Here is a 25,346-nt window from a genome sequence, read left to right as displayed (position 1 = left end):
CTCCAAGAAAGGAATTTTACTATGTATGCACAAATTCATCACATCTCTATTTTAAATCGATTGATAAAGCCTACATTTGACTTCTATCATAATACACTGGGATTAAAATTACTAATGAAAACGATCAACCAAGATGACCACACCATGTATCACTTGTTTTTCTCAGATAATGAGCAACGAACAGGTACCGAATTAACTTTTTTTGAATTGAATGATGGCCAAGATCAATCCTTTGGGACAAATACGATTGAACGAACTATTTTAAAAGTACCAACGCGCGCCTCTTTGGATTTTTGGGCAGAACGTCTTGAGCAAGCGGGTATCTGCCACTATGGTGTGGAAACATTTAACCAACACCCAATTTTGCGTTTTGAAGCGCCCGATAATACACAAATGGCGCTTGTTCCGTTACGTGAATTTGAAAATGCGGAAGATTATTTTCCAGCTGAGCATGCTGAAATTCCAGTAGAACATGCAATTTTAGGCATTGATGCAATTCAATTACGCGTCCAATATGCCGTAGCTACCAAACAACCTTTAATGGATTATTTACATTGGCATGAAAAAGAAACAGTACCTTTTTTTGAAACTGCGCATGAAGTAACCGTTCTGGAAAATCATCATCCACAGTTTTATCAAGAGGCGCACATCATTGATGACCGTACCAATCCGCTTGCCATTGAAGGAATTGGTGGCGTTCATCACGTCGCCTTTGGGGTGGAAGATACGCAAGAATTAACGCAAGTTGATAGCCTGTTAGAGGAAAAGAATTTTACAAACTCAGGAATTAAAGACCGCGAATTTTTCAAATCATTGTATTTTAGAGAACCGAACCACTTGTTATTTGAAGTAGCCACACAAAAAGGCCTGCTAGATGCCGAAGCCTATGAAAATCAAAGCTCAAACTTTGATGAAATCTCCCTTTATTTGCCTCACTTTTTGGCAGATCAAAGAGAACGAATCGAAGCGATTTTAGCACAACAACGCCATAAGTAAACAAAAATAGCGGTTAGGACCGCTATTTTTGTTTTTTAATATCCTATTATTGCCCTTTTTTGAAAAAAAGGAGTACACTAATAGTAGATGAACTGCGCAAGGAGGTGAGTACATGTTATCTAAGGAAGAAGTTCTACACTTATTGAACGAAGCAAAAAAAGAAGTCGATCGTTTAGAAACAAACCGCCAAGAAGATTTAGGTAATTCAATCAACTATATTGAAAATGAATTACAGCTCCAACGTGTCTTATCTCAAGTGGAAGCTTATGAAAAAGTACTTGGTTAATTGATTACGCATTAAATGAGAGAGGAGCAACCAGATTCAGGTGAATGAATCTGGTTGCTCCTCTCTCATTTTTTACTAGACTAATTCGTAAGCAAGTTCTCGTGCAATAATTTTTGCGGTTGTTTCAGCGATTTCTCCAGTAAAGCCAATGCATTGTTCCATATGTTCAGGTGAACCCATCGTCATTTTACTTGTCAAAATACTGCAGCAAACCACTCGATGCTTTTGTCGAAAACTTTGATGCAATTCGTTGGCTAAAGCCATCGTTTTATTTACTTGTTCTCCTTTGGCTTCTGTCCGACCAAAAAAGTAGCCCAGACACATAACTCCGCCTGAAAGAGCACCACGAATACACTTCGCTCCTCCAACACCTACAGGAAACCCAGAAGCCATGGCCACAGCTTCAATGGGAATCTCCGCATCGAAGTGTTGCCGAATGGTCGCCACAATCGCTTCCGAGCAATAAAAATCACCGTTACGATAATAGGCTTCCGCTTCTTCCCTGATTGCTTGTAAACAAATTCTCTTTTTCAAAATTCCCTCCATTCTGTATCCGCTTTCATTTTATGAATAAAAGGACGCCAAGCATCCCTTTATTTTATAGATTTTCTGCAGAGGTAAATACTTCTGACACATCATCATCGTCTTCTAACTTGTCAACCAAGCGCTCTAATTGTGCTTTTTGTTCATCGTTCAAGGTTAGTAAGGTTTGCGGAACCATTGTTAATTCAGCTTGTGCTAATGAATAACCTGCTTGTTCTAAAGCATCGCGAACCGCTGTAAAATCTTCTGGTGCTGTGTAAATTTCAAATACTTCTGGTGATGTTTCTAAATCCTCGCCGCCTGCTTCCAAAACGACTTCTAGCATGTCGTCTTCCTCAATTGCATGATCTTCTCGCTTAATGACAATATAGCCTTTACGATCAAACATATAATTCACCGAACCCGTTTCACCTAAAGAGCCACCATTTCGAGTAAACGCGACGCGAACATTGGTGGCCGTTCGGTTGCGGTTATCTGTTAGTGCATGAACTAAAACTGCCACGCCACCTGGCCCGTATCCTTCATAAGTTACCTCGTCATAATGTTCCCCTTCACCAGCACTACTGGCTTTTTTTATGGCGCGCGCAATATTATCATTGGGCATATTGGCTGACTTAGCTTTATCGACTGCTAAACGTAAAGCAGGATTCATTGCGGGGTCAGGGCCACCTGCTTTTGCCGCCATATAGATTTCCCTTGAAACTTTTTGGAAAATTTTCCCACGTTTGGCATCTTGCGCATTTTTACGCCCTTGAATGTTGCTCCATTTGCTGTGTCCTGACATCCTTGATTCCTCCTGACTTTTCGTTACTATTCTCCTTTATTCTACTCTTCTTTTCAGTTAGGAACAAGCGCTACCAAAAAAAGACCCTCGCTTATCCACCTTTCTGACGAATAAACGAAGCTCTTCTAAATTAGCGTCTTCTTTTTTTATTTTTCTTCAAACCATGAACCACCAAACAAATAACGATGGCTGTCAAAGCACCCATGGCATCCAACATAACATCTTGAAAAAGAGGGGTTCTTCCGCCTGTGATCATTTGATGAAATTCATCTAAACCTGCATAGCCAGTAGCAGCTAGCCAGGAAACAACAGCTGTTAAAAATAGGCCTTTGATTCTTGGCACTAATCCAATAAACCAACTACCACCTAATAGAAAATACGTACCAAAATGGGCTCCCTTACGAATAAAAAATTCAACAAATTTACTATAACCACTAGCTTGAATGCTCACTTCACTGCCAGCATATTGAAAAGAAATATTTTTTAATTGTTCTTCAAAAGGATGACTGCTCAGAAGTTTATCTAAAAGACCAACTTGTGATTGCTGTTCATACGTCTGTGATGAACTGAAAAATAAAATGGCCATAATAACAAACGCAATGACTAAATATAAATTACTATCTTTCAAATAATTTTTCATATAATCCTCTTTTCTTGGTTTCAAGTTGCCCCGTGCCTGCCACGGAAAATTCTTTTTTATTATAGTCGGTTTCGAGGGAAAAAGAAACAACTTCTCTTAGGTCTTATGATATACTGAAAAGAAAAAAATGAAAGAAGGATTGGATATGACCTATTCTATTACATGGGATTTAGACAGTATTTTCCCCAATGGGAGCGAGTCCAAAGAACTTAGCCAACGAATGACTCAATTAACCGAACAAACAAAAGAGTACCATCAATTAATCACAGAATGGACACCAGAAAGTGCCCAAGGCAAAGAACAATTTGCTGAAATCTTAACGTTACAAGGGAAAATCTCAAATGGCTTTTCACAATGTAATAGTTTTTTAACTGCTTTAATTTCTGCTAATACTAATGATACCAAGGCCAAAATTTTATCAGGCGATTTATACAATCTGTTGCCAGCGATTCAATTAGCTGAAACCATTTTTACTAAAAAAATCACCGAGATTTCAGCAGAACATTGGCAAGCCCTGTTAGCCGAAGAACCGTTCAAAACAATGGCTTTTCGCTTAAATGAATTACGCCGCGATGGAAAAAAACTGCTTTCCGAACAAGAAGAAAATATCATCAATACGCTTTCTCTAGATGGGTTAAATGCTTGGAGTACACATTACGATACGATTGTTGCTTCCATTGTGATTCCTTTTGAAGAAAAAGATGGCTCTGTGACAGAACTATCTGCAGGCCAAGCCTTTAACCGCATGATGGGAGATCCTGACAAAGAGGTTCGTCAACGTTTGTTTACAGCCTGGGAGAAAGCTTGGAGTGGCAAAGCTTCAATTTTAGCAGACACCCTAAATCACTTAGATGGGTTCCGTTTATCTGATTACAAATTGCATGGCACTACAGATTATTTAGAAAATCCCTTAAACTATAATCGAATGAGTCAAGAAACATTAACGGTTATGTGGGAAACCATCCAAAAAAATAAACAACCATTCGTCGACTTTCTAACGCGCAAAGCGCAATTATTCGGCAAAGAAAAAATGGATTGGCAAGACCAAGATGCACCAATTATTTTAGGTGATTTAGAAGAAAAAACGTATTCCTTTGATCAAGCCGCTTCCTTTATTTTAGAAAATTTCCGTAAATTCAGTCCGAAAATGGCTGATTTTGCCCAGATGGCTTTTGAAAAAAGTTGGATTGAAGCTGAAGATCGTCCAGGCAAACGTCCTGGGGGTTATTGTACAGAATTACCTGAAACACAAGAGTCGCGGATTTTCATGACCTTTGGCAATTCAATCAACGAAGTAGCTACTTTAGCCCATGAATTAGGTCACGCTTTCCATAGTAGCGTGATGTGGGATTTACCTTCATTGAATCGAGAGTATGCCATGAACGTAGCAGAAACGGCTAGTACCTTTGCAGAATTGATTGTTGCTGACGCCACCTTAAAAGAGGCCAAATCAGACGTTGAAAAGATTAACCTTTTAGACACAAAAATGCAAAATGCCATTGCCATGTTTATGAACATTCATGCGCGTTTTATCTTTGAAAATAATTTTTATCAAGCGCGCCAAAAAGGTTTAGTAGCGGAAGAAGATATTACTGAATTAATGTTAGCGGCGCAAAAAGAAAGCTACAAAGATAGTCTTGGCAGTTATCATCCTCATTTCTGGGCGAGCAAATTGCACTTCTTTATTGATGATGTGCCTTTCTATAATTTCCCATATACTTTTGGCTATCTATTCAGCATGGGTATCTATGCGTATGCCAATCAACAAGGCAGCTCTTTTGAAGACCAATACATTGCGTTATTAAGAGACACTGCTTCGATGACAAGCGAAGAATTAGCGAAAAAACATTTAAATGTTGACTTAACAAAACCTGATTTCTGGCAAGCCGGCATTGATCAAGTCCTAAAAGATGTGGAACAATTCATGACTTTAACTGAAAACTATGTAAACTAAGCAAAAAAGAAGCAGTAACCAACATCAGGTTACTGCTTCTCTTTTTTTCAAATAGTTTCGATATGCAAGGTAGCCCACAAGCATTAGTCCAAACGTAACAAATTCAACTACGGGCATGGCTAGCCAAACACCGGTTAATCCTAGTAATTTCACCAAAATAAATAAAACTGGCACAATTAAAAAGAATCCACGCAAAGAGGAAATCATTAGCGCCATTTTCGGTTTACGAACTGCCGAAAAGTAATAAATCCCCATAAAATTCAATCCTGTAAACAAGAAGGAAATCGCATATAAGCGGATGGTTGTCCTAGCAATTTGCGCCAACTGGTCGTTCCCTTCGCTATTAAAGACCTCAATAATTTGTCCCGTAAACACTTGGCTGATTAAAAAGAACAGGAAGCCGGCGACCAAGTACGTAATAAAGCTAAGTTTAACAAATTTACGCAACACCTTCGTTTCCCCTAAACCATAATATCTGCTGAGTAATGGTTGCGCCCCTTGCCCAATCCCTGTAAAAATGGCAATCACAATAATATTGAGGTTGGCAACAATCGCATAAGCTGAAATCGCCACATGACCAACTAAGTTTAACAAAACAATATTAAATAAAAACATGACAAAGGCCGAAGAAAATTCATTTAAAAAGGAAGAAAAACCAATCGACATAATTTCTCGAACATCCTGAAATTTCACTTTAAACTTTTCAAAACGTAAAACTCGTTGCGGCGACCACTTATGCAACGTAATCAGGATTAAGCTTGTTAACGGTGACATCACCGTTGCAATGGCCGCGCCTGCCATGCCCCACCCAAATTGATAAATAAAGACATAATCCAAAATAATATTGACAATTCCCCCACTGACAAAAGCAATCGTTGCCAAACGAGGATTATGGTCATTTCTTAAAAAAGTAATCAGGCAATTGTTTAAAATAAATAATAATGAACAGCTAAGGTAAATCATATAATATTCCTTTGCCAAACCAAACAAGACACCGGTCCCCTGAAGTCCCCGAATAATTTGATCGGAAAAAATCAAGCTCGCTAAAGTAAAGAGACTCCCTATAACGAAAACTAACCCAATCGTTAAACTAAAATACTGATTAGCTTTTTTGATTTCTTTTTGCGCAACCGTGGTCGAAAACAACGTAGCGCCGCCAACGCCAAACATCCAACCTAATCCATTAATAATATTAACGAGTGGTAAGACAATGTTAAGCCCCGCCAACGCCTCGGTGCCGATCCCATTTGCAATGAAAAATGTGTCCGCCAAAATAAAAATTGATTGCGCCGCCATACTTAAAATTCCTAACAGAACATTTTTATAAAACAACGCAGTAAAATGGTTTTGCTGTGTTTGCTCCATACCCAAATCTCCTTCTAACAAAAAAAGGACTCATTCTTTTTGCTTCAAGGCTTACGCAAAAATCAGAATCCTTCAATTATTCAACCCAGCGATTAAATAATCTGTCTATTTATTGATACTTCTAGGGTAGCATTCTCTCTTCGAAAAAACAACCATCCTTCTATTTTTCTCATTTTAAACTTTCTTAAGCAGTTGCAGTTGTTTTTGAACCACTTGCCAATCTTCTTTCACGACTTCTTTTAAACGATAATTATAAAAGACAGCCGCTGGATGGAAGAGTGGAATGATTTGATAGGTTTTCTGCGTCCAATGATAGTTTTGTGATTGCTCATCAAATGTTTGAATGGGCGACTGAATGACCGTTCCGTGCACTGCAGTGATTGTTGGCTTTGGTCCTAAAAGTCGTTGCAACCCAATATTCCCCAGTGTCAAAATTAGTTCAGGTTGGCAAACAGCGATTTCCCAATCAAGCAAAGGCGCAAAAATTTTGATTTCTTCTTTGGTTGGCGTTCGATTAGGAAATTTGGTTACTCTTTCTCCCGTTTTTGCAATCTGCTTCGTTTTCACAGAAAAAGGTCGACTCCTAACCGCACTGGTGATATACACCGTTTCACGACTTAAGCCAACTTGTTGTAATTGTTCCATCAACAATTGACCTGAACGCCCTATAAATGGTACGTTTTCTTTAATTTCTTCTTTTCCAGGGGCTTCCCCAATCAGCATCACTTTTGGCTGTTGCGGACCTTGCCCTTCCACAAAACCTTCTAATGGTAAGTCTTTCGCTTTAGCTAAAACTGCTTGTTTCAGATGTTCAGGATAGTGCATTTACCATCACGCCTCTCTTCTGGTGTTCTTCCTTTGCTATATTGATTATAAATAAGGCCCAAAAGAAACTCAAAAAAGGAGCCTACTCATTTAGGAGCTGGTTTTTCTACACACAAAGCTTTGTCTTTAGCTAGATAAAAAGGCCGTAAGTAACAAACTAAATTAGACATTGGTAAAACCTCCGTTGGTAAGTCAATCTTCAATGTCTCTTTTAAATAGGCTCTGCGTGTCGCAATCCGTTGCCACATGTCTGGATAAGTTTGCTGAATCTCTTTTTGCAATGTTTCATCAGCCAAAGCCACACATTCTTCTGCACTCACCCCTGTATAACCAGGTACAGAAGGAATAATATCCACTTGAAAGAGCATGCCACTTTCCAAGCGAATGGCTGAATCTGGATAAATAGGCGACGACATCCATTCATCATCCGAAACTAAATGCCCAGGATTCAAATGCCAGTGATAGATTTCTTTTGGTAACTGTTCTTCAATCGCTTGGTACATTTCTCGCCCTAACAGTCCGATTCGAATGGTTTCAAGCCAGTGAACGACAGCTTGAAAATAGGGTTTTGCTACGCGCTCTAAATAATCACGTTGCGCTTCTGGCAATTGCTGCTCGTTTTCAATAACAAAACCTGTTCGGCTAGACAAGCCGCCTTTGTAGCCTGTAGTTAATGATAAGGCATCACCTAACTGAATTTCTTTGGCAGTCGGATACATGTTTGCATATTCAAAACGTTGACCAGTTGCCGCAATGGTTACTACCGTCGGCGTTTGACCTTCATCATTTAACAAAGCCCCAATGTCCGTTTCACGCTGTCCTACTTCAATTGCATTTAAGGCCTTTAACATACTGCGAGAAGCCAAATTCGCCCCATATTCATAGTGCGCCAATTCGTTAGCATTATTTGTTGTGCGGGCCCCCTTTGCTCCAATCAATAAGTGGGTCCCATTTAGTAAACGAGCTTCTTTCGGCAGCGCTTTTTTCAGTGCTTCGACAATAAAATATGGCACATCAAACATAGTAGCAGGTTCTTGCTGTTGTGTCGTAAACATTTTCCAACCAACAATACCTATTTTTTGAGCTGTTTCATCGAGAAGCGTTTCAAAAATCTGCGCCAACTTTTGTTCCCCAGCCATTGGTTGATTCGGTAGCGAAAAAGCTGGATAATGAATTAAATCGGCTGAGATGCGGGCATGTTGGCACAGTTTTAAATTTTCATTACCTAAAATAAGTGTCGCCATACCATCCTTATTTAACACAAGGAGTCCTTCTTCAAACCTCGGAATAAAGCCAGTTAAGTATTCAAAATTACTGCCATGCTCTTTGTCTGCATAGAAGACCAATTGATCGAATTTTTCTGTTTCCATTCGTTGTAATACTTTCTGCTTACGCGCCATCATCGTTTCATTCGTCAAATACGTTGGAAAAACATTCTCAAAAACAGTAGGTTCAGCAATATGTGTATAATTAATTTTTCGCTTCATTATTATCCTCCATTATTCATCTGCGACAATCAACGTTACGCCTGCTTGCGCTAACTGCTCACAGAATTTTTCATCAGGTTGTGTATCTGTCACTAAACAATCAATTTCTGTTAATTCGCAAATTTTAAATAAACCCGTTTTGTTTAATTTCGTTTGGTCTGCTAAGGCAATGACTTGTTTGCCTTGTTGAATCATTCGCCGTTTGACTTGACCTTCTTCTTCTGTGTGAATAAATAATCCTTGTTCAGATAACGCAAACACACCTAATAATGTATAGTCGGGGGCAAATTCCCCAACCTTAGCGACTGTTTCTGCCCCAAACAAAAAGAGTTGTTGTTTATGCAGTTGCCCAGGTAATACTGTAATTTTTGTTTGATCCATTTGCGCTAGAAGTAGCGCATGACTGAGAGAGTTCGTGATCGCGTGAATCGGACTATTTTCCATCGCTCGAATAGCTGCTTCCACCGTGGTTGATGAATCAAAAAAAATGGACGCTTGTTTGGGAATATTTGCCCAAACTTTTTGGGCAATCGCTTGTTTTTTCTCTGGATGCTTCATTATTCGTTGAGCATAATCGTAAATAGTTGCTTCAGACTGCACTGAGATAGCGCCACCATGCGTTCTCTTTAAATGTCCTTCCTTTTCTAAACGAATTAAATCTCGTCGAATAGTATCTTTTGAAACGGAGACTTGCTCCGCTAACGCTTCCATGGAAATACTTTTTTGTTCATTCACTATTTTTTGAATCTTGGCTAAACGTTCTTCAATCAACATGCTTCCTCACCTCTTCTAAGTAAAGATAGCACCTTTTGCATTATTTTGCAAACAAATGCAAAATAATGCAAACAAGACAAAAAAACTAGTCCTTCATTTTCTAACGAAGGGCTAGTTTGAGAGTGGTTTTAATAGGTAAATTGAATAATCATGCCGCTAGGATCTTCTAACGCAAGTAAATGATCTTTGGCAATAAAATGTAACTTTGCTTCTTCCGCATTGGCTTGGACAATCTCTAAATCTGCCGCAGTTGGTAAACGGAAGGTGTAATTTTCTAAGCCAAATTGATTTTCTTGAATCGTTGGCAGCTGTTTGCCGCTCCATGTATTTGTCCCAATATGATGATGGTACTGACCCGCTGCAAAAAACTTCGCTTGTTGACCAAAGTTAGACTTTAAGCCAAACCCTAAATTTTTATAGAACGTTTCAGTGGTATCTAAATCGGCCACTTTCAAATGAATGTGCCCAATTTTAGAACCTTCGGAAATTCCTAGCCAGTGACCGTCAGCTTCTGCAGCTAAACTATCACCGTCTAATTCTTCTGTCACACCGATAATTTCACCATTTGGACGAATATCCCAGACTTCTTCTGGTTTATCCCAATAAATTTCGATGCCATTATTTTCTGGATCACTTAAGTAAAGGGCTTCACTATAGCCATGATCTGCTGCGCCAATTTGCACATTTTCCTGCAAAAGCCACAGCAACATATTGCCTAAATCTTTGCGGGTTGGTAGCAGGAAAGCAATATGGTACAAGCCAGTGGTACCCTGATTTTCTTCCCCAGCTGTTAGTTCTTTTAAGACAAGAATTGCATCGTTGGTGCCTTGTGGCGCTAGCCAAGCACGTCCCTCTCCTTGTTTTAAAAGTTTTAAGCCAATTGTTTTCGTATAAAAGTTTACCATTTTATCTAAATCAGCCACTTTCAAAGTGACTTGTTGAATCCCAATATTACTTGGTAATGCTTGAACCATTTGCTTTCACTCCTTTCCTCTTCATTTTACTAAAGCAATGATTTAGTTGAATTCTTTAAAACGAGCACTATCTTCCATGTATTCTTTTTCGCCAGCTGGCGCTTCAATGGAACCAATAACCATTTGTGCACGTAAATTCCAGTTTGCAGGAATTGACCATTCTGCAGCAACCGCTTCGTCAATGACTGGGTTGTAGTGTTGTAAGTTTGCGCCGATATTTTCTTGCGCTAAGGCAGTCCAAACGTTCGCTTGTGTTAAACCAGTTGCTTGTTCAGACCAAACAGGGAAGTTATCCGCATATAATGGGAAGCTATCTTGTAAGTTTTTCACGATATCTGTATCTTCAAAGAATAAAATTGTGCCCGCACCAGCTGCAAAACCTTGTAATTTAGCTTGTGTGTTTGGAAATGCTTCTGCTGGAGTTAATGGTTTTAAGGCATCTTCAGTCATTGCCCATAATTTTTTGTGAGCATCGCCGAATAAGAACACAACACGTTGTGTTTGAGAGTTAAAAGCTGTTGGACTTTCTCTAACAACTTCTTTTACTAAAGCAGTTACTTCTTCTTTTGAAATTGGTAAGTTTTCTCCTAAAGCATAGATTGAACGACGGTTTTTCATCATTTCAGTAAATTTTGACATAATATGTTCATCCTTTCGAATTTCCTCAGTAAATTCATTTAATTTTGTTTACATGCTTACTATACTACCTTACTAAAAGTAAGTAAAGCTTTTTGTCTTACTTTTTGTAAGTTTTTTTATTTTTTAGTGAAAAACCTTATTCTACCAAAGAAAAAACAACCAGCTTTTTTCTAAGAAAAAGAAAAATCTGGTTGTCGATTAATAAATGTAGAAGTCAATTGAATCGTTTTCGGCCGTTTTTCTTGAAATAAATGTGTGGCTTTTTCCCCTAATTCCATTAATGGATGACAGATTGTTGAAAAATTTAAAATTTCACTTAATAAAGTTTGTTCCTGTCCCACTAAAAAGAGTGGTCTTTCAATAACGGCTTGAATCCCTGCGGCAATTTCATCACCGTTGGTCACAACCGCTTGGAGCGTTGGATCTTGCCCACAGTGACGTCCTACTTCACACCCATCTTCATAGGTTAAACAGTCCTTAAATAACCGATTTTCAGGAATCGCTCCATAAATTTCCTGATATGCGTCAACTAAATAGCGTGCGCTTGTACTTTTTTCTGGTGCACGGTTAATCGTAATTGCCACTTCACTACATCCTTGTTGTTTCAATGCTTGGAAGACCCGCCGATAAACGGTTAAACGATCGATATAGATACTAGCATAACTAGGGTCTTCTATTTTTTCACAAAAAACAACTTGCTCTTTATATGGAGCAAACACACTTAAAGGATTTGCCTTTGACAAAACAATCATGCCATCAAACGCACCCGTGGCCATTTTTTCCAAGTAACTTTTTTCAACTTCTTTATCATAATCCGTTGGTAATAAACTGACCATCATCCCTTGTTGAAATGCTTGGTGGATAATCCCACTTAAAATAGCATCAAAATAAGGTTGATTCGTATAAGGAACCATGACACCTAATGTATTACTTTTCCCAAAGCTAAGATTTCTCGCTAATATATTGGGCTTATAGCCCAACTCATCGATAATTGCTTGGATTTTCAGTCGTTTTTCTTCAGAAACATAAGGATGATGATTAATCACACGCGAAACAGTCGTAACTGAAGATCCTGAAAGGCGCGCAATTTCTCGAATTGTTGTCATACTTTCACCTCATTACTTTACAAAATTGAGTTAAATAAGGCACAATCCCTGTCCCGTAATCAACAAAACGATAAAAGGTCTCCTGCCAAGCAAAAGAAATTTCCTGAATATCCTCCTGCTGTGTCAAGTGCCACTCCGTTATCTGATGGTACGGAATTTCTTGATGCCAAATCTTATAGTATTTTTTGGGACTATTTAACTGCAGACTTTTGGCCGTCGTAGTCACCGAGACAAAATAGTAATCCATACCAAGTCTATCGCTTATCTCCACTATAACATTCATTTTCATGCCCTCCAATATTTTGATACACCTAGCTTACCTTATGAAACGCGTACCAGAGCAAGAGGAAAAATAAAAAAAGTGAGACCATGTTATACTAGATGTATCATATAAAAGCAAAGGATGAGTGCAATGGAAACTGTTACAGTAGCAACAAAAAGCGACTTACTAACAAATTTGAACAAGCAAACAGATGAAATCATTATCTCGGGGGCACTTGCACAAGAAATTTACCACTTAAAAAAACAACAATTAACCGAAACGGAAGAAATGGGCTTTTTAGTGGGCAGCCAAGGTGCTGGCTCATTTTTAACCTATTTAATCGAGAAGTTATCCTATATAAATTCGGCGCTATCGCCAGAAGAACAAAAAATTGAACATGCGATTTTGCGTTTGTATGTTATTAAAAAATTAACTCCAGAAACTACTTTATTACGTCTAAAACAGTTAGATTATTAAAATTTTATTTAATCAAGATAGACCAATTCCCCGCGTACAACGAGTCCCTTTCATTAATCACTTGATATAATTACCTTTATTCAAGTTCCCACCATTGTCATTATCGATTAACCAATGGTATATTAGAAGTAACAGATAAGTCATTTTATTTGAAAAAGTGTTTGGGAAATGTTTGGGGAGGAATGTTTATGTGTCAACCGCAGGAAAAAAAGAAAGAAATTTCTGTTGCTAAGTTACGTTATCGTTTTGAAGTACCAATGATTATCATTGGTTTTGTTTTATTGTTTTTCGCATTGGGGTTAGTTGCCTTATTGATATTGAGTGATTTGCCGATTCCTGACTGGTTATTAATTGTCTTAATTGCACCAATTGCGCCAGTCATTGCTTTTTTTACCATTCGTTATATGTACATGGATACTGCTTCTAACGGAGTGGAAATTACAGAAAATCAGTTACCAGAAATTTATTCCTTGTATATTGATTTGGCAAAAGAAATGGGCTTTGGCACTAAAAAATTAAGGATGCCACGTCTTTATTTAATCAACGGGAATGGTGTCTTAAACGCTTTTGCGGCAAAATGCTCTTTACACAGACGCTATGTTGTCATTCACAGTGATTTGTTGGATATCGCGTACAATACAGGCGATTTTTCGCTGATTCGCTTTATTTTGGCACACGAGCTAGGACACCATAAATGTGGGCACACTAATTTATGGCGACTAATGTTATCCATTATTTTGAAACCAGTTGCGTTAGATAAAAGTTTTACAAGAACGCAAGAATATACCGCTGATCGCGCAGGTTTATACTACGCCGAAGAAGGTGCTTTAAGTATGATTTATTTATTTTCAGGAAAATACATGGGCAGTCGTGTGGATTTAGAAGAATACTTTCACAGTATTGATTTACATGATGATACCATCTGGCTTAAATTGAGTAACTTCTTATCCGATCATCCTGTTGGCTTCCGTCGAATGCAAACATTGAAAAAAGCCAAAGATACTGGCAATTGGGACGTTCATGGGAAATTTTTCTAGCAAGAGCCAACCATCATTAAATAAATGAACAAATTCTTCTTTGGTGATATTTACAAAGTAGTCTTCAAAGTTAAACGCTGCTAATGCTTGCCAAATTGATGAATACTGATAGTCCACACCTAATAAAGCTGCAACGATTTCCGTTGTTTCTTTTTTGGCAAAATAATCACCATAAATCGTTAACTCAATTATTTTACCTTTTTCAACAGTCAAACGTGCATCCACGATGCCGCCTTTAAACTTTTCTTCTTTTTTGATCGTAAATTTAGGCGCTTCACCAAAAATCCAAGCTTCATTGCCATACACTTCAGCGACCAATTTCCTAATTTCCTGTTGATCTGCTTTGGTTAGGACATATTCTTTCTCCGCAATTTCAGTTAGAGATTCGACATCAAAGAGCTCCATCAGTAAACGATTGCGAAATTCCTCAATGGTTAATTGTTGATATTTTTCGTCTAAGTACGGCCGTAAATTGGTTACGCGTCCCCGAACAGATTTTGTCCCTTTTGATTCAATTTTTTTCTTAGAAACAGTTAAAACACGTTGAACTTCTGCCAAATCAACATCATACATCAAGGTACCATGAGTATACATCTTCCCCTTTTTTGTATACATGGCATTGCCAGAAAATTTTTTCCCATCAATTAATAAATCATTGCGACCGCTAATCTCGGCCCCCGTTGCGCCCATTTTATGTAATGCTTCAATAATTGGTTTAGTGAACGCTTTAAAATCCCCAAAAGCTTGATGTCCTTCCTGAACAACAAAACTAAAGCTGACATTCCCGAGATCATCATAAACAGCACCACCGCCCGATAAACGGCGAGTAATAACGATTCCCTTCTCTCTAGCATAAGCTAAGTCAATTTCTTCATAAGCATTTTGATTTCGGCCTAAAATAACACAGGGTTCCTGAATATAAAACAACACTAAGGGCTCTTCAAAAGAGAGAGTGTTTAATAGATAATCTTCCGTTGCTAAATTTTCACGAATATCTCGTGACTGCATTATGACATAACGCATAAGGTCGCCCCACTTCTTTTTCTTCTAGTGTATCACTTTCTTTCAAAATTGGTTCACTAAACGTCTTCTCTGGCCATTCTCAAAAGCGGATGATCAACAAAAAAACGAACGTGGGACAACAATCACTTTGGATGTTTGTTCCACGCTCAAAATCTAATAAACAGCAATTGCAGAACTGTTTAGCTTTTTAATCTAACCAAGTTACTACTTCTGAAACATCTCGTCGGACTGTTTCAAAGCCGGGTGTTTGAGCTTTGCCAATCGGAATAATCAGTCCGTTCACTAAATGATCCTCAATATTAAATAACTTGCGAACAGCTTCTGTTTCAAAACCAGACATCGCCACAGTATCATAGCCTCGATCTTTTGCAGAAAGCATCAGCTGCATCGCAACTAAGCCTTGGTCTAACATTAGCCACTCTCTTTTTTGTTCTTCGCTAACATCATAGTACCAAGAAACATTTTCATTAATTCCTTGACGAATTTCTTCCGTCATCGTTCCTTGTGCGACAGCTTTAGCACTGATTTCATCTGCATTGGCCACTGTATAAGCAGTCAAATCACCTAATAAAATAATCACCGCCGCTGCCCCTTTAACTGCTGGTTGTTGCATCGAAACTTCGTAAAGGGCCTCTTTTTGTTCTTTTTCTGTGACAATTAAAAAACGCCATGAATTTAAATTGGTACTATTTGGCGCGAACATCGCTTCCTCAATTATGGCCATTAATTCCTCTTTAGGAATCTCAACATCTGGCATAAAATCCCGAACTGAGCGGCGGCTGCGAACAACATCTTGATACATCATATTTCTTCTTCCTTCCTCTTGCCTTACTTGACATAGTTATTATTACTCACTATGATGGAGAAAAAAAGTACGCACTTTTTATTCACCTAGGAAGAAAAAAGTAACCATTACGTGTCACAAGGAGAAACTATGACAACTGATAAACAAACCAGTATCAACTTAGCCCTTTCCACCATTAACGGCAAATGGAAATTATCATTAATGGATGAATTATTCCAAGGAACCAAGCGCAACGGTGAATTGATGCGTGCGCTCGACGGAATCACTCAGCGCGTCCTGACAGATCGCTTGAGAGAAATGGAAAAAGATGGCCTAGTCCATCGAGAATCCTTTAACGAACTACCCCCGCGTGTGGAATATACGCTCACTCCGGAAGGATATGCTCTTTACGATGCCCTCTCTTCACTTTGCCATTGGGGCGAAACATTTGCACAAAAAAAGGCGAGACTTAACAAATAAGTCTCGTCTTTTTTTATCTATTTTGGGTATTATGGGTAAACTTAAGATATTTTTGAAGTCCTTCTTGAATTGAATAAACGGGCGAAAAACCTAAGCCTTTCAAAGCAGAACTATCTGAAAGAGAATATTTTATATCGCCATCTCGTTCCTTTTGATAAGAAACTGGCAAAGAAAGTCCCACTAATTGGTTCATTTCTTCAATTAATTGATTAAGGGAAATGGCAACTTCGGTACCCACATTATAAACATGTCCCAACGCTTCACTTTTGGTTGCTACTAAATTTAATGCAGTTAGGACATCCTCAATGTAGATAAAGTCACGTGTTTGCTGACCATCTCCAAATATTTGAAATTGGCTCACTTGCCCTTGCTCTAATTGGATATAACGATCCATCAAAATGGACAGGACACCAGAATAGGGTGAAGCAGGATTTTGATTGGGACCATAGACGTTAAAGAAGCGAACTGCGCTCGTGGGTACCCCGTGTAAATGGTATTCATTGAGAACATAACGTTCAGCAGCAAACTTATCAATAGCATAGGGACTCAAAGGGCAAATCACCGAAGTTTCTCTTTTAGGCAACGTTGGCTCTGCACCGTAAACGGCTGCTGACGAAGCAAAAACAAAACGTTTGAGCTTTTTTTGATATTTTTTTATTGATTCCAGTATTTTCAATACACTTAAAAAATTGACCTCATGGGTCTCTAGAGGCTGTGCCACAGAACTTGCCACGCTTGCCACGGCCGCAAGATGAAAGATATACTCAAACGAATGCTTTGAAAGTACTTCGTCCAATAATTGCTGATCCGTCACACTTCCTTTAATAAAAACCAACTGCTCAGTTTGTTGCAAATTTGACACTCGCCCCATGGACAAATCATCAATCACAAAAACTTGATACTGTTGACTATAAAAATTAGCCAAATTAGAACCAATAAAGCCAGCTCCTCCAGTAATTAATAGTTTCTTCACCTCTTTGCTTCCTCTCTTTTTTTTTAATTTAATTCCACTTTTTTCGTGTTATTTTCTCTTTGGAATAAAAAAATGCAATATCGAATGAACACATAACTTACAATAGCCACAGCTAATAAGAGTTCAAAAGTAGACAAAATATTTAACAGACTCGTTAGGCCTACCTTTTCTGCAAATAAAGGTTTAACTTTGACTAATGCTGTCGCAGAAATTACTAATGGGAATGTAAAGGCAGCATAACTTGGATAGAATGTCACTTGCATAATTTTATATAGATTCACTACTACAATCCCATAAATACATTGAGATAAAATTAGCAAGAAAACAACTAATGGCATATACAAATGACCACCCATTGAAATATAGCCAGCTAAACATAACGAACCTGGCGCTGTCATAATCGTCAATAAAGGAATGGTCGATTCAGGCATTTCTTTCGACTTCGTAATTCTCTTGATTAAAATTGGTAACAAGAGTAAATAAAAGAACAACGCTACCCAAAAAACAATTTTTCCCAACTCATTGATAAACAATTGAGAAGTATTAGGAATAACGCCAATGCCGACAAACGTAATAAACCAGCTTGGATAAATATGTTCCAGTTCGATTTTTGTTGGAAAAATATGCACCGCTACAAAATAAATCATTAAAATAAAATGTAAAATCACTGCGCCAATCCACAACACGTTAATCCAAGCAGCATTGGTAAATATCCGATCTAAGAAAACACAGATAACCATTAAAGCCATTGTAAATGTTGGTGATACCGAAGCAATAATTGGATCATCTAAGGTGCTTAATGCATGTTTCATTGTAAAAATAATTTTTAAAATAACTAAAATCATTAAGAGACTGCCAAGTACACAATAAATGGTCCCAATTGTTGCATATCCCAAGGAATAAAGTAAATTCCCCAAAGAAACCATCCCTAAAATTAGTCCGCAAATGGGAATCGGGACTTTCCGCAAGAATTTTTTCGCACTTTCTACCATTATGTAGTCACACTCCGTCTTTATTTATTATTATTGATATTAATCAAAAGTATGTTATTATACTAAATGAAATATTTATATTTGTAAAATAAATATTTGCAATACCAACTATTAAGATAGTAAATAGAAAGAGGCGATTTTATGTTCGAATGGATCAAAACATTTATTGCTGTGTATGAAACCAAAAATTTTAGTACGGCGGCCAAACAATTGTATATTTCTCAGCCAACTGTTTCTTTGCAAATCAAGAAATTAGAGCAACACTTTTCGATCAAGCTGTTCTATCGTAATGGAAAACAATCGGTTATTCCTACCAAAGAAGCTGATTTTTTATATCCAAAAATGCTCTCGATTATTGAAAGCTTAACTACTTCTTTTGCGCAAGCTGCAGAAAAAGAGAATTTTAAAGAAGACTGCATTATAGCCTCTTCAAATACAGTTGCTATTTATTTACTGCCAGATATTATGGAGAGTTTGGTTACCGCTTTTCCACTCATCAACTTTTCGATTCAACTGATGAATTCAAACGAAGTCGTGGATATGGTTCAAAATAATCATGCCCACATTGGACTAATTGAAAAACCCATTGAAACCAAAAATCTACACAAAGAAATTGTTTATGAAGATCAACTAGTTCTAGCAGGAGATGCCGCTTCAAAATTTTGGCTCTTAAGAGAAAAGAACTCTGGCTTACGTTTTTTCAATGAGCTTTATCTCAACGAACACAGCATCAACTTACCAATTATCGAATTAAACAACAACGAAGTCCTGTTACAATTGCTAAAAAATAACATTGGGCAATCAATTGTTTCTCGATTATCTATTTCCGATGAGATCCCTTGGCAACCAATTGATCAGTCCTTTGCTTCTCGAAAAATTTTCATTGTCCAGACCGATCACCATGCCAATACTTCCTTCTCTGAAGTTTATAACCGAATCGTTGAAAAAATTCGTGAACGACAAACCTAAAAAACAGGAGAACGACTTAGCTTTCGCTAAATCGTTTTCCTGTTTTTTATTCATCAGTTTCCTCTACCAATTCAAATTCAAAAGGTTCTAACTCAAATAGTTGGTGTAAAATTTGCTGGGTTTCTTGGAACACTTGTTGTGGCTCTTTACACAAAAGAGTGCTTTGAATGGTCTGTTTTTTTGATTGAAAAAGAATTCTCGTTTCCTCTTCCTTAAATACAACTTGATGAGTTTCCCTTTCAAACACCGTATATTCTTCGAACATTTCCATAACTAATTTTTGACGAAACCCTTCTTTGAGTGCTAATAAAGTTACTAAATCTGCAACGGTTAGCGTTTCTAACGCAATTGTTTCATCTTCTACATGAACAAGATAATTCGTACACTTCACATTCGGACAGGCATTGCAGCCGCCATTAATCAAGTCTGAGGTAGTTGTTATTTTCACCTGTTTCATCTTAATCCTTCTTTCCTACTTTTCGAGAAAAACACAAGGGGTCTCCTCAAAAATATTCAATAAAATATGATTTACTTCTTGAAAGACTTCTTCGTGATTCCGGCATTGTTTTTCCATTACTAAACGCAGATCATTCACAACAAAAGTCAACGTCGTCGCTTGTTGGGAAACATGTATACAACGGTTGCCTTTAACAAAACATTCTGTTTGTTCTTCAATGAATGGTTCTTTTTGATAGCCATATGCTGAAGCGACACATTCCAGGATTTCGTAGATTTCTATTTTTGGAAGTTCATAGCTACAGCTACCGATAACTAGTTGAAAACGGTTCGGCTGTTTTTCATTATTGCTTGCATAATACACTGTTGTCGTTGTCATTTTGCCTCCTTATCTCCTCTATTTTCCTACTCTTATCATAACAAAAAAAGCACGCTTCCCTTATTTAAATTGTTAATAAAGACTATTACAGATTGGTATAACCACACCTAAAAAGTTCGTGATATAATTCACTAAGAAAGAAATATTACAGAAAGAAGAGATGAACGATGAAAGTATTTAACAAAAAAGTCGCAATTATTGGTACTGGTTTTGTTGGCACAAGTATCGCCTATTCCATGATCAACCAAGGGATTGCGAATGAATTAATCTTAGTTGATATTGACAAAGCCAAATCTGAAGGCGAAGCAATTGACTTATTAGATGGTGTGTCTTGGGGTCAAGAAAATGTAAACGTCTGGGCTGGCGACTATCAAGACTGCCAAGATGCCGATATCGTCGTGATTACAGCTGGTGCTAATCAAAAACCTGGGCAAAGTCGTCTAGATTTGGTTTCAATCAATGCAGAAATTATGAAAACAATTGTTAACAATATCATGAAATCTGGTTTTGATGGAATTTTAGTGATTGCCTCAAATCCTGTCGATGTACTGACTTATGTGGCTTGGCAAGCTTCTGGTTTACCTGTTTCAAGAGTAATTGGAACTGGTACAACTTTGGACACAACTCGTTTCCGCAAAGAACTGTCTCAACGTTTAGCGATTGATCCACGCAATGTTCACGGCTATATTATTGGCGAACACGGGGATTCTGAAGTGGCTGTCTGGTCTCATACCATGATTGGTACCAAACCTATTTTAGAAATTGTGGATACGACAGAGCGCTTAACTAGTGACGATTTACCAATCATTTCTGATAAAGTGAAAAATACAGCTTATGAAATTATCGATCGCAAACAAGCGACCTATTATGGGATTGGTATGAGTACTGCACGCATTGTTAAAGCCATTTTAAATAATGAACAAGCTATTTTACCTGTCTCAGCTTACTTAGATGGGCAATATGGGCAACAAGATGTATTTACAGGGATTCCTGCAGTCGTTGGCAATCAAGGTGTGACTGACATTATTGAATTGAATCTGAATGCCGCTGAAAAAGAACTCTTCCAAAAATCAGTGACACAATTAAAACAAGTGATGGCATCGTTACAACCGAACGCTTAGTAATTTTTAACTAAAAATAACACTTCAACTAAATTATTCTCTACCAAAATAGATTCTAATTCCCCTTTATCGTTCTTTTTGGTACCATGAAAGAAGAACTTCAACTAAAGCAGAAATTAGGAGGACAAAAAATGGTAATCCAAGGAGATACGTTAGAAAATAGCGCACGTCGTTTATTGCAAGAACGTGGCGTAACAATGAATGATTTAGCTGAACTTGTGTTATTTTTACAAAAAGATTATATTGACAATTTAACATTAGATACTTGTTTAGAAAGTGTTGATGCCGTGTTAACAAAGCGTGAAGTACACAACGCGATTATTACAGGTGTCCAACTGGATATTCTGGCGGAAGAAAACAAGCTACTTTCACCGTTACAAGAAATTTTAACGGAAGATGAAGGGCTTTATGGCATTGATGAAATTATGGCGCTCTCCATTGTAAATGTTTATGGATCTATCGGTTTTACGAACTATGGGTATATCGACAAGGTAAAACCAGGCATTTTAAAAGAGTTAAATGCGCATGATGGCGAACATGTCCACACATTCTTGGATGATATCGTGGGCGCAATTGCGGCTGCAGCTGCCAGTCGGTTGGCTCACTCACAACCAGATTTAAGTGATATTACTAAATAAAAAACTTGCCTCTTCATTTTTATGAGAAGAGGCAAGTTTTTTATTTGCTGGACTTCTCACAAGCTTTCTACTTAACAGTAATTATTTGCCATGTTATGTTACAGTCAAGAATAAACAGCTAAAGGAGGTTATCTAGAAATGAAAAAATTTTTACGCGTATTTTTAATTTTTATTGGGGTATTCTTTCTTGCAAGTTGCGGTTCAAAAATAGAGACAAAAACCTTTGTAGGTTCGCCACAAGATGGGATTGATTCCACCTTAACCTATACGTACCAAGGAGATAAAGTCTTAACGCAAACGGCTAAAAACATTGTTTCTTATGACAAATTGGGGATTACAAAAGAAGAGGCAAAAACAGCGTTGGAACCCGTTTCTAAACAATATGAGGACATCAAAGGGCTTGATTACAAACTGACCTATGAGGACAAACAAGCCATCGAAAAATTGACGATTAATTATGAAAAACTTGATTATGATAAAGCCAAAAAAGTGGATGGTATCCAGATTGATGGAGATTCTTCTAAGGGAATCAGCATGAAGAAAAGCCAAGAATTGGTGGAGTCACAAGGTTATACAGAACAAAAATAATAAAAAGAAAGCGTGCGCCAATGTCCATTGTCGCACGCTTTCTTTTTATTATTTAAATCGATGTTGCCATCTTCACTGCTTGAATTGGGTCAAAATGGTGGATAGAGTAAACGACTGTACCGGCTTGCCAAACTACTGAGTTGCGATTATAGTCAGTGGTTCCTGCCACGTTCAGTGTGATTTGACCAACGGTATTCGGTGCTGGTAATGTTTCTTGTTCCAAAATGTTGACAACATTTTTCGCTAAATCATCAGGCGATTCCCCATTGATATTTGAGGCCCGTACGACTAAACTCCAATTGCCTTCTTGCCAAGATAAGTAACTAGAACCTGCCGCCCCTTGTTTATACCCAGTAATATTGTAACCTAAATCTACTGGTTGACCGCCATTGTCAATGATTTGGTTCACTGCATTTTTTGCTTCAGCATCAGAGCCATATGTTTTTTTCTCAAAAGAACTAATTGGCGTTAACTGATTAACACGTGCATCATTCACTGGAATCGCTTCTTTTTCTGCATAATATAAAACACGGAAATTGTTTTGATCCGCTTGTGATGTTGTCGCTGCAGTTAAAAAGTTATTCGTTTGACTCGTTAAAATTTCCTGCGGTAAGCCTTGACTAGGAAACATGTTTGCTAGCTGGTTAAGCACTTGCTTGGCTTGGTCATCTGGATTCGCATTTTTCGCTGGTGATTGTTTTTCTGCTGAGCCATTATTTGCCGCTTCCTTCGTAGAAGAAGCTGTTGCTTTCGAATCAGCTGTTGTTGTTCCTGACGGTTTCGCATCACTAGATTTTGTTGCTGCTTTGCTACTTGATTCTTTTGTAGCAGATGCTTTTGTACTCTCGACTGTGGTACTTTCCGCAGCACTGGAACGACTATCCGTATTTTCTGTACTTTTTCCGCCGCCGCATGCTGCTAAAGCAAGGGTTAAAAGAAAAGCACTAGAAATAAGCCCTATCTTTTTCATAAGAATTCCTCCTTGTTTTCCCTACCCTTATTGTACCTTAATCATGTGTATCCGTCACTTGTTTGTGTTTCGTTCTAGTTGGTTTAAATAACAGAAAGTGGACGGTAGGATTCGAACCTACACCTCAACATTGAGCAAGAATAAACTACTGTTAGTCTCTATGAGTTTAACACCACGTTCATCCACCTATTTGATTGATCCTTTGTATCATAACTTAGAATAATTAAATTGCCTTTAAGGAGCTTCAAAGATTATATGAAGAATTGTAAAAAATCTGTGACGAAAAAACGATTGAACCAATCAGTAGATACACTGAGGTTCAATCGTAACCAATTATTTAATTATCTGAAAAAACTCACAATTCAACGTTAGTCCCTGGTGCTTTTTTGTTTTCCCCTTGTTGTTTTTTTAAGAATATCCCCAAAATGACGGTGATAATGGGACAAAGCAATGGGAAAAAGGCATATGGTAAGTATTCTAGTGCACCAACTTTTAACGTTCCCATAATGAAGGTACCACTAACCCCCCAAGGAATTAACGAGTTGACTGCCGCCCCAGCATCTGCCAAAGTACGAGTTAAATATTTTTTATCAATACCTAAACGAGTAAATGAGGATTTAAATGTTTCCCCTGGTAAAATAATTGACAAATATTGTTCGCCAACTAGTAAGTTAATTCCCACAGAACTTAAAGCAGTTAAAGCGATTAGTTTAGCTGGATTATTCACATAGCCTTTAATTTTATCAATTAAAGTAGCCACGATGTTAAACTTAATCAACAAGCCGCCCAAACCTAATGCCAAAATAATCAACGCAGCAGAACCTAACATGCTTTCAATCCCACCACGAGATAAAAGTGTATCAATACTTTGGTCCCCTGTATCTGCCACATAACCACTCATTAAGATGGTAGAAACTTTCGCTAAACTTAGGTGATGATCATTTATAAAAGCTAAGATGACCGCCACTGTAGAGCCGACTAGTAACGTTGGAATAGCCGGTACCTTTTTCCAGGCGAATAAGAATAAAACCGCTACTGGCAACAATGTAATCGGTGAAATCCAGAATCCTTGATGTAACGTTTGGACCATTGCATCAACCGATTGTAAATCCGCTGAATCAGATTGATGCCCCAAGAAGATATAGCCGACAATCGAAATAATAAACGCCGGAATAACAGTGTACATCATGTTTAGTATATGTTCAAAAAGGTTCACGCCACCAATTCCAGCAGCTAAGTTTGTTGTATCAGATAACGGTGAAATGTTGTTCCCTAAAAAGGCACCTGAAACAACTGCGCCAGCTGTCATCGCATTGTCGAATCCAAGAATATGTCCAATACCTAGAAAGGCAATCCCCATAGTTGAAACAGTTGTAAAGGAGCTCCCTACTGTCACACCAACTAGTGCACAGACCACAAAAACGGTTGGTAAGAAGAACTTCACTGAGATAATTTTAAAACCATAGACCATAATTGTTGGAATCGTCCCAGACAAGATCCAAGTAGCAACTAAGACACCTATCAACAAGAAAATAATAATCGGAATGATTCCTGGTTTAATCCCTTCCACAATGCCTTCGTGGATTTCATCCCAAGAAAATCCTTTCCATTTGCCATAAAGCAACAACAACATGAATACAAAAAGAATCGGTATGTGAGGGGTTAATTTTTGACCAATAATTAAGTACCCGAGAATCGCTAACAAGGCAATCAAAATGCCTAAACTTTCAGCGAACGAAACAGTGGGTTTCGTTGATTTCATATGAAAACCTCCTTTTATGGAAAGCGAAAACTGAAGCAATAATCGAACTTGCTTCAGTTTCC

General features: G+C 37.9%; 29 protein-coding genes. 10 read left to right on the top strand and 19 right to left on the bottom strand.

Features of this window, described 5'->3' with window-relative positions; genetic code table 11:
* Positions 1-21: 21 nt before the first annotated feature.
* Positions 22-996, top strand: coding sequence for a ring-cleaving dioxygenase (locus IGL36_RS02145; protein ID WP_010716796.1), 975 nt, complete (start codon positions 22-24; stop codon positions 994-996).
* Positions 997-1,108: 112 nt separating this feature from the next.
* Positions 1,109-1,282 carry a hypothetical protein gene (locus IGL36_RS02140; protein ID WP_002355495.1) on the top strand — a complete coding sequence of 58 codons (174 nt, stop codon included), beginning with the start codon at positions 1,109-1,111 and terminating at the stop codon, positions 1,280-1,282.
* A gap of 75 nt (positions 1,283-1,357) precedes the next feature.
* Here IGL36_RS02140 and IGL36_RS02135 read toward each other — a convergent pair whose 3' ends face one another.
* The 3 genes from IGL36_RS02135 to IGL36_RS02125 form a co-directional block, all read right to left on the bottom strand.
* On the bottom strand, positions 1,358-1,828 hold the full coding sequence (locus IGL36_RS02135; RefSeq protein ID WP_002397516.1) for a C-GCAxxG-C-C family protein: 471 nt from the start codon (positions 1,826-1,828) through the stop codon (positions 1,358-1,360).
* A gap of 52 nt (positions 1,829-1,880) precedes the next feature.
* A complete protein-coding gene (locus IGL36_RS02130) occupies positions 1,881-2,609 on the bottom strand; it encodes a YebC/PmpR family DNA-binding transcriptional regulator (RefSeq protein WP_002361233.1) in 729 nt (242 codons plus the stop codon).
* Between the two features lie 130 nt (positions 2,610-2,739).
* A complete protein-coding gene (locus IGL36_RS02125) occupies positions 2,740-3,249 on the bottom strand; it encodes a VanZ family protein (RefSeq protein WP_002366143.1) in 510 nt (169 codons plus the stop codon).
* Positions 3,250-3,376: 127 nt separating this feature from the next.
* Here IGL36_RS02125 and IGL36_RS02120 point away from each other — a divergent pair, with 127 nt between their 5' ends.
* Entirely contained in the window at positions 3,377-5,203 is a 1,827-nt protein-coding gene (locus IGL36_RS02120) for a M3 family oligoendopeptidase (RefSeq protein WP_002397517.1), read from the top strand.
* Between the two features lie 24 nt (positions 5,204-5,227).
* Here the strand turns inward: IGL36_RS02120 and IGL36_RS02115 are convergent, their stop codons facing one another.
* The 8 genes from IGL36_RS02115 to IGL36_RS02080 all read right to left on the bottom strand — a co-directional run bounded on the left by IGL36_RS02115 (position 5,228) and on the right by IGL36_RS02080 (position 12,662).
* On the bottom strand, positions 5,228-6,568 hold the full coding sequence (locus IGL36_RS02115; RefSeq protein ID WP_289861564.1) for an MATE family efflux transporter: 1,341 nt from the start codon (positions 6,566-6,568) through the stop codon (positions 5,228-5,230).
* Positions 6,569-6,742: 174 nt separating this feature from the next.
* Positions 6,743-7,393 carry a uracil-DNA glycosylase gene (locus tag IGL36_RS02110; RefSeq protein ID WP_002361229.1) on the bottom strand — a complete coding sequence of 217 codons (651 nt, stop codon included), beginning with the start codon at positions 7,391-7,393 and terminating at the stop codon, positions 6,743-6,745.
* 86 nt (positions 7,394-7,479) lie between these two features.
* A complete protein-coding gene (locus IGL36_RS02105) occupies positions 7,480-8,880 on the bottom strand; it encodes a M24 family metallopeptidase (RefSeq protein WP_002397518.1) in 1,401 nt (466 codons plus the stop codon).
* 12 nt (positions 8,881-8,892) lie between these two features.
* On the bottom strand, positions 8,893-9,654 hold the full coding sequence (locus IGL36_RS02100) for a DeoR/GlpR family DNA-binding transcription regulator (protein ID WP_002397519.1): 762 nt from the start codon (positions 9,652-9,654) through the stop codon (positions 8,893-8,895).
* A gap of 128 nt (positions 9,655-9,782) precedes the next feature.
* A complete protein-coding gene (locus IGL36_RS02095) occupies positions 9,783-10,628 on the bottom strand; it encodes a VOC family protein (protein WP_002355476.1) in 846 nt (281 codons plus the stop codon).
* 42 nt (positions 10,629-10,670) lie between these two features.
* A complete protein-coding gene (locus IGL36_RS02090) occupies positions 10,671-11,267 on the bottom strand; it encodes a nitroreductase family protein (RefSeq protein ID WP_002355475.1) in 597 nt (198 codons plus the stop codon).
* A 170-nt stretch (positions 11,268-11,437) separates the two neighbouring features.
* Positions 11,438-12,373, bottom strand: coding sequence for a LacI family DNA-binding transcriptional regulator (locus IGL36_RS02085; RefSeq protein ID WP_002361227.1), 936 nt, complete (start codon positions 12,371-12,373; stop codon positions 11,438-11,440).
* Positions 12,374-12,377: 4 nt separating this feature from the next.
* On the bottom strand, positions 12,378-12,662 hold the full coding sequence (locus tag IGL36_RS02080; RefSeq protein WP_002366136.1) for a hypothetical protein: 285 nt from the start codon (positions 12,660-12,662) through the stop codon (positions 12,378-12,380).
* Positions 12,663-12,776: 114 nt separating this feature from the next.
* Between IGL36_RS02080 and IGL36_RS02075 the strand changes: the two genes are divergently transcribed.
* Both IGL36_RS02075 and IGL36_RS02070 read left to right on the top strand, forming a co-directional pair.
* Positions 12,777-13,112, top strand: a complete 336-nt coding sequence (locus tag IGL36_RS02075; RefSeq protein WP_002358645.1) for a hypothetical protein — start codon at positions 12,777-12,779, stop codon at positions 13,110-13,112.
* Positions 13,113-13,294: 182 nt separating this feature from the next.
* Positions 13,295-14,149: a M48 family metallopeptidase gene (locus IGL36_RS02070; protein WP_002382951.1), complete on the top strand. Its 855-nt coding sequence runs from the start codon at positions 13,295-13,297 to the stop codon at positions 14,147-14,149.
* Here IGL36_RS02070 and IGL36_RS02065 read toward each other — a convergent pair.
* Entirely contained in the window at positions 14,057-15,157 is a 1,101-nt protein-coding gene (locus tag IGL36_RS02065; protein ID WP_002397520.1) for a lipoate--protein ligase, read from the bottom strand. The genes IGL36_RS02070 and IGL36_RS02065 overlap by 93 nt on opposite strands.
* 202 nt (positions 15,158-15,359) lie before the next feature.
* Entirely contained in the window at positions 15,360-15,977 is a 618-nt protein-coding gene (locus tag IGL36_RS02060) for a nitroreductase family protein (protein ID WP_002355466.1), read from the bottom strand.
* Positions 15,978-16,088: 111 nt separating this feature from the next.
* On the opposite strand from IGL36_RS02060, the gene IGL36_RS02055 reads away from it, so the two are divergent.
* On the top strand, positions 16,089-16,436 hold the full coding sequence (locus IGL36_RS02055) for a winged helix-turn-helix transcriptional regulator (protein WP_002355464.1): 348 nt from the start codon (positions 16,089-16,091) through the stop codon (positions 16,434-16,436).
* A 13-nt stretch (positions 16,437-16,449) separates the two neighbouring features.
* Here the strand turns inward: IGL36_RS02055 and IGL36_RS02050 are convergent, their stop codons facing one another.
* Both IGL36_RS02050 and IGL36_RS02045 read right to left on the bottom strand, forming a co-directional pair.
* Entirely contained in the window at positions 16,450-17,409 is a 960-nt protein-coding gene (locus tag IGL36_RS02050; protein ID WP_002371454.1) for a GDP-mannose 4,6-dehydratase, read from the bottom strand.
* Between the two features lie 23 nt (positions 17,410-17,432).
* Positions 17,433-18,401, bottom strand: coding sequence for a TDT family transporter (locus IGL36_RS02045; protein WP_002355462.1), 969 nt, complete (start codon positions 18,399-18,401; stop codon positions 17,433-17,435).
* A gap of 141 nt (positions 18,402-18,542) precedes the next feature.
* Here IGL36_RS02045 and IGL36_RS02040 point away from each other — a divergent pair, with 141 nt between their 5' ends.
* Positions 18,543-19,370 (top strand): LysR family transcriptional regulator, encoded by an 828-nt coding sequence (locus tag IGL36_RS02040; protein WP_002371452.1) that lies wholly within the window; start codon positions 18,543-18,545, stop codon positions 19,368-19,370.
* Between the two features lie 46 nt (positions 19,371-19,416).
* Here IGL36_RS02040 and IGL36_RS02035 read toward each other — a convergent pair whose 3' ends face one another.
* Both IGL36_RS02035 and IGL36_RS02030 read right to left on the bottom strand, forming a co-directional pair.
* Positions 19,417-19,827, bottom strand: a complete 411-nt coding sequence (locus tag IGL36_RS02035; protein WP_002358638.1) for a DUF4809 family protein — start codon at positions 19,825-19,827, stop codon at positions 19,417-19,419.
* Between the two features lie 15 nt (positions 19,828-19,842).
* Complete coding sequence (locus IGL36_RS02030; protein WP_002363122.1) at positions 19,843-20,205, bottom strand: DUF4809 family protein; 363 nt, start codon at positions 20,203-20,205, stop codon at positions 19,843-19,845.
* Between the two features lie 167 nt (positions 20,206-20,372).
* Between IGL36_RS02030 and IGL36_RS02025 the strand changes: the two genes are divergently transcribed.
* The 3 genes from IGL36_RS02025 (at position 20,373) to IGL36_RS02015 (ending at position 22,552) form a co-directional block, all read left to right on the top strand.
* Positions 20,373-21,326, top strand: coding sequence for an L-lactate dehydrogenase (locus IGL36_RS02025; RefSeq protein ID WP_002358635.1), 954 nt, complete (start codon positions 20,373-20,375; stop codon positions 21,324-21,326).
* A 131-nt stretch (positions 21,327-21,457) separates the two neighbouring features.
* On the top strand, positions 21,458-21,964 hold the full coding sequence (locus tag IGL36_RS02020) for a phosphatidylglycerophosphatase A family protein (RefSeq protein WP_002355457.1): 507 nt from the start codon (positions 21,458-21,460) through the stop codon (positions 21,962-21,964).
* Between the two features lie 138 nt (positions 21,965-22,102).
* Positions 22,103-22,552 carry a YehR family lipoprotein gene (locus tag IGL36_RS02015; RefSeq protein WP_002355456.1) on the top strand — a complete coding sequence of 150 codons (450 nt, stop codon included), beginning with the start codon at positions 22,103-22,105 and terminating at the stop codon, positions 22,550-22,552.
* A gap of 52 nt (positions 22,553-22,604) precedes the next feature.
* On the opposite strand, the gene IGL36_RS02010 is transcribed toward IGL36_RS02015, so the two are convergent.
* Together IGL36_RS02010 and nhaC are read right to left on the bottom strand one after the other, a co-directional pair.
* Positions 22,605-23,522 carry a hypothetical protein gene (locus tag IGL36_RS02010; RefSeq protein ID WP_002397522.1) on the bottom strand — a complete coding sequence of 306 codons (918 nt, stop codon included), beginning with the start codon at positions 23,520-23,522 and terminating at the stop codon, positions 22,605-22,607.
* A gap of 355 nt (positions 23,523-23,877) precedes the next feature.
* On the bottom strand, positions 23,878-25,284 hold the full coding sequence (gene nhaC / locus IGL36_RS02005) for a Na+/H+ antiporter NhaC (RefSeq protein ID WP_002397523.1): 1,407 nt from the start codon (positions 25,282-25,284) through the stop codon (positions 23,878-23,880).
* Between the last annotated feature and the right edge of the window lie 62 nt (positions 25,285-25,346).

This window comes from Enterococcus sp. AZ011 (assembly GCF_050548355.1).
Classification (GTDB): domain Bacteria; phylum Bacillota; class Bacilli; order Lactobacillales; family Enterococcaceae; genus Enterococcus; species Enterococcus faecalis.
Note: the sequence above shows the minus strand (reverse complement) of the source record. Positions and strands in the feature narration are given on the sequence as shown.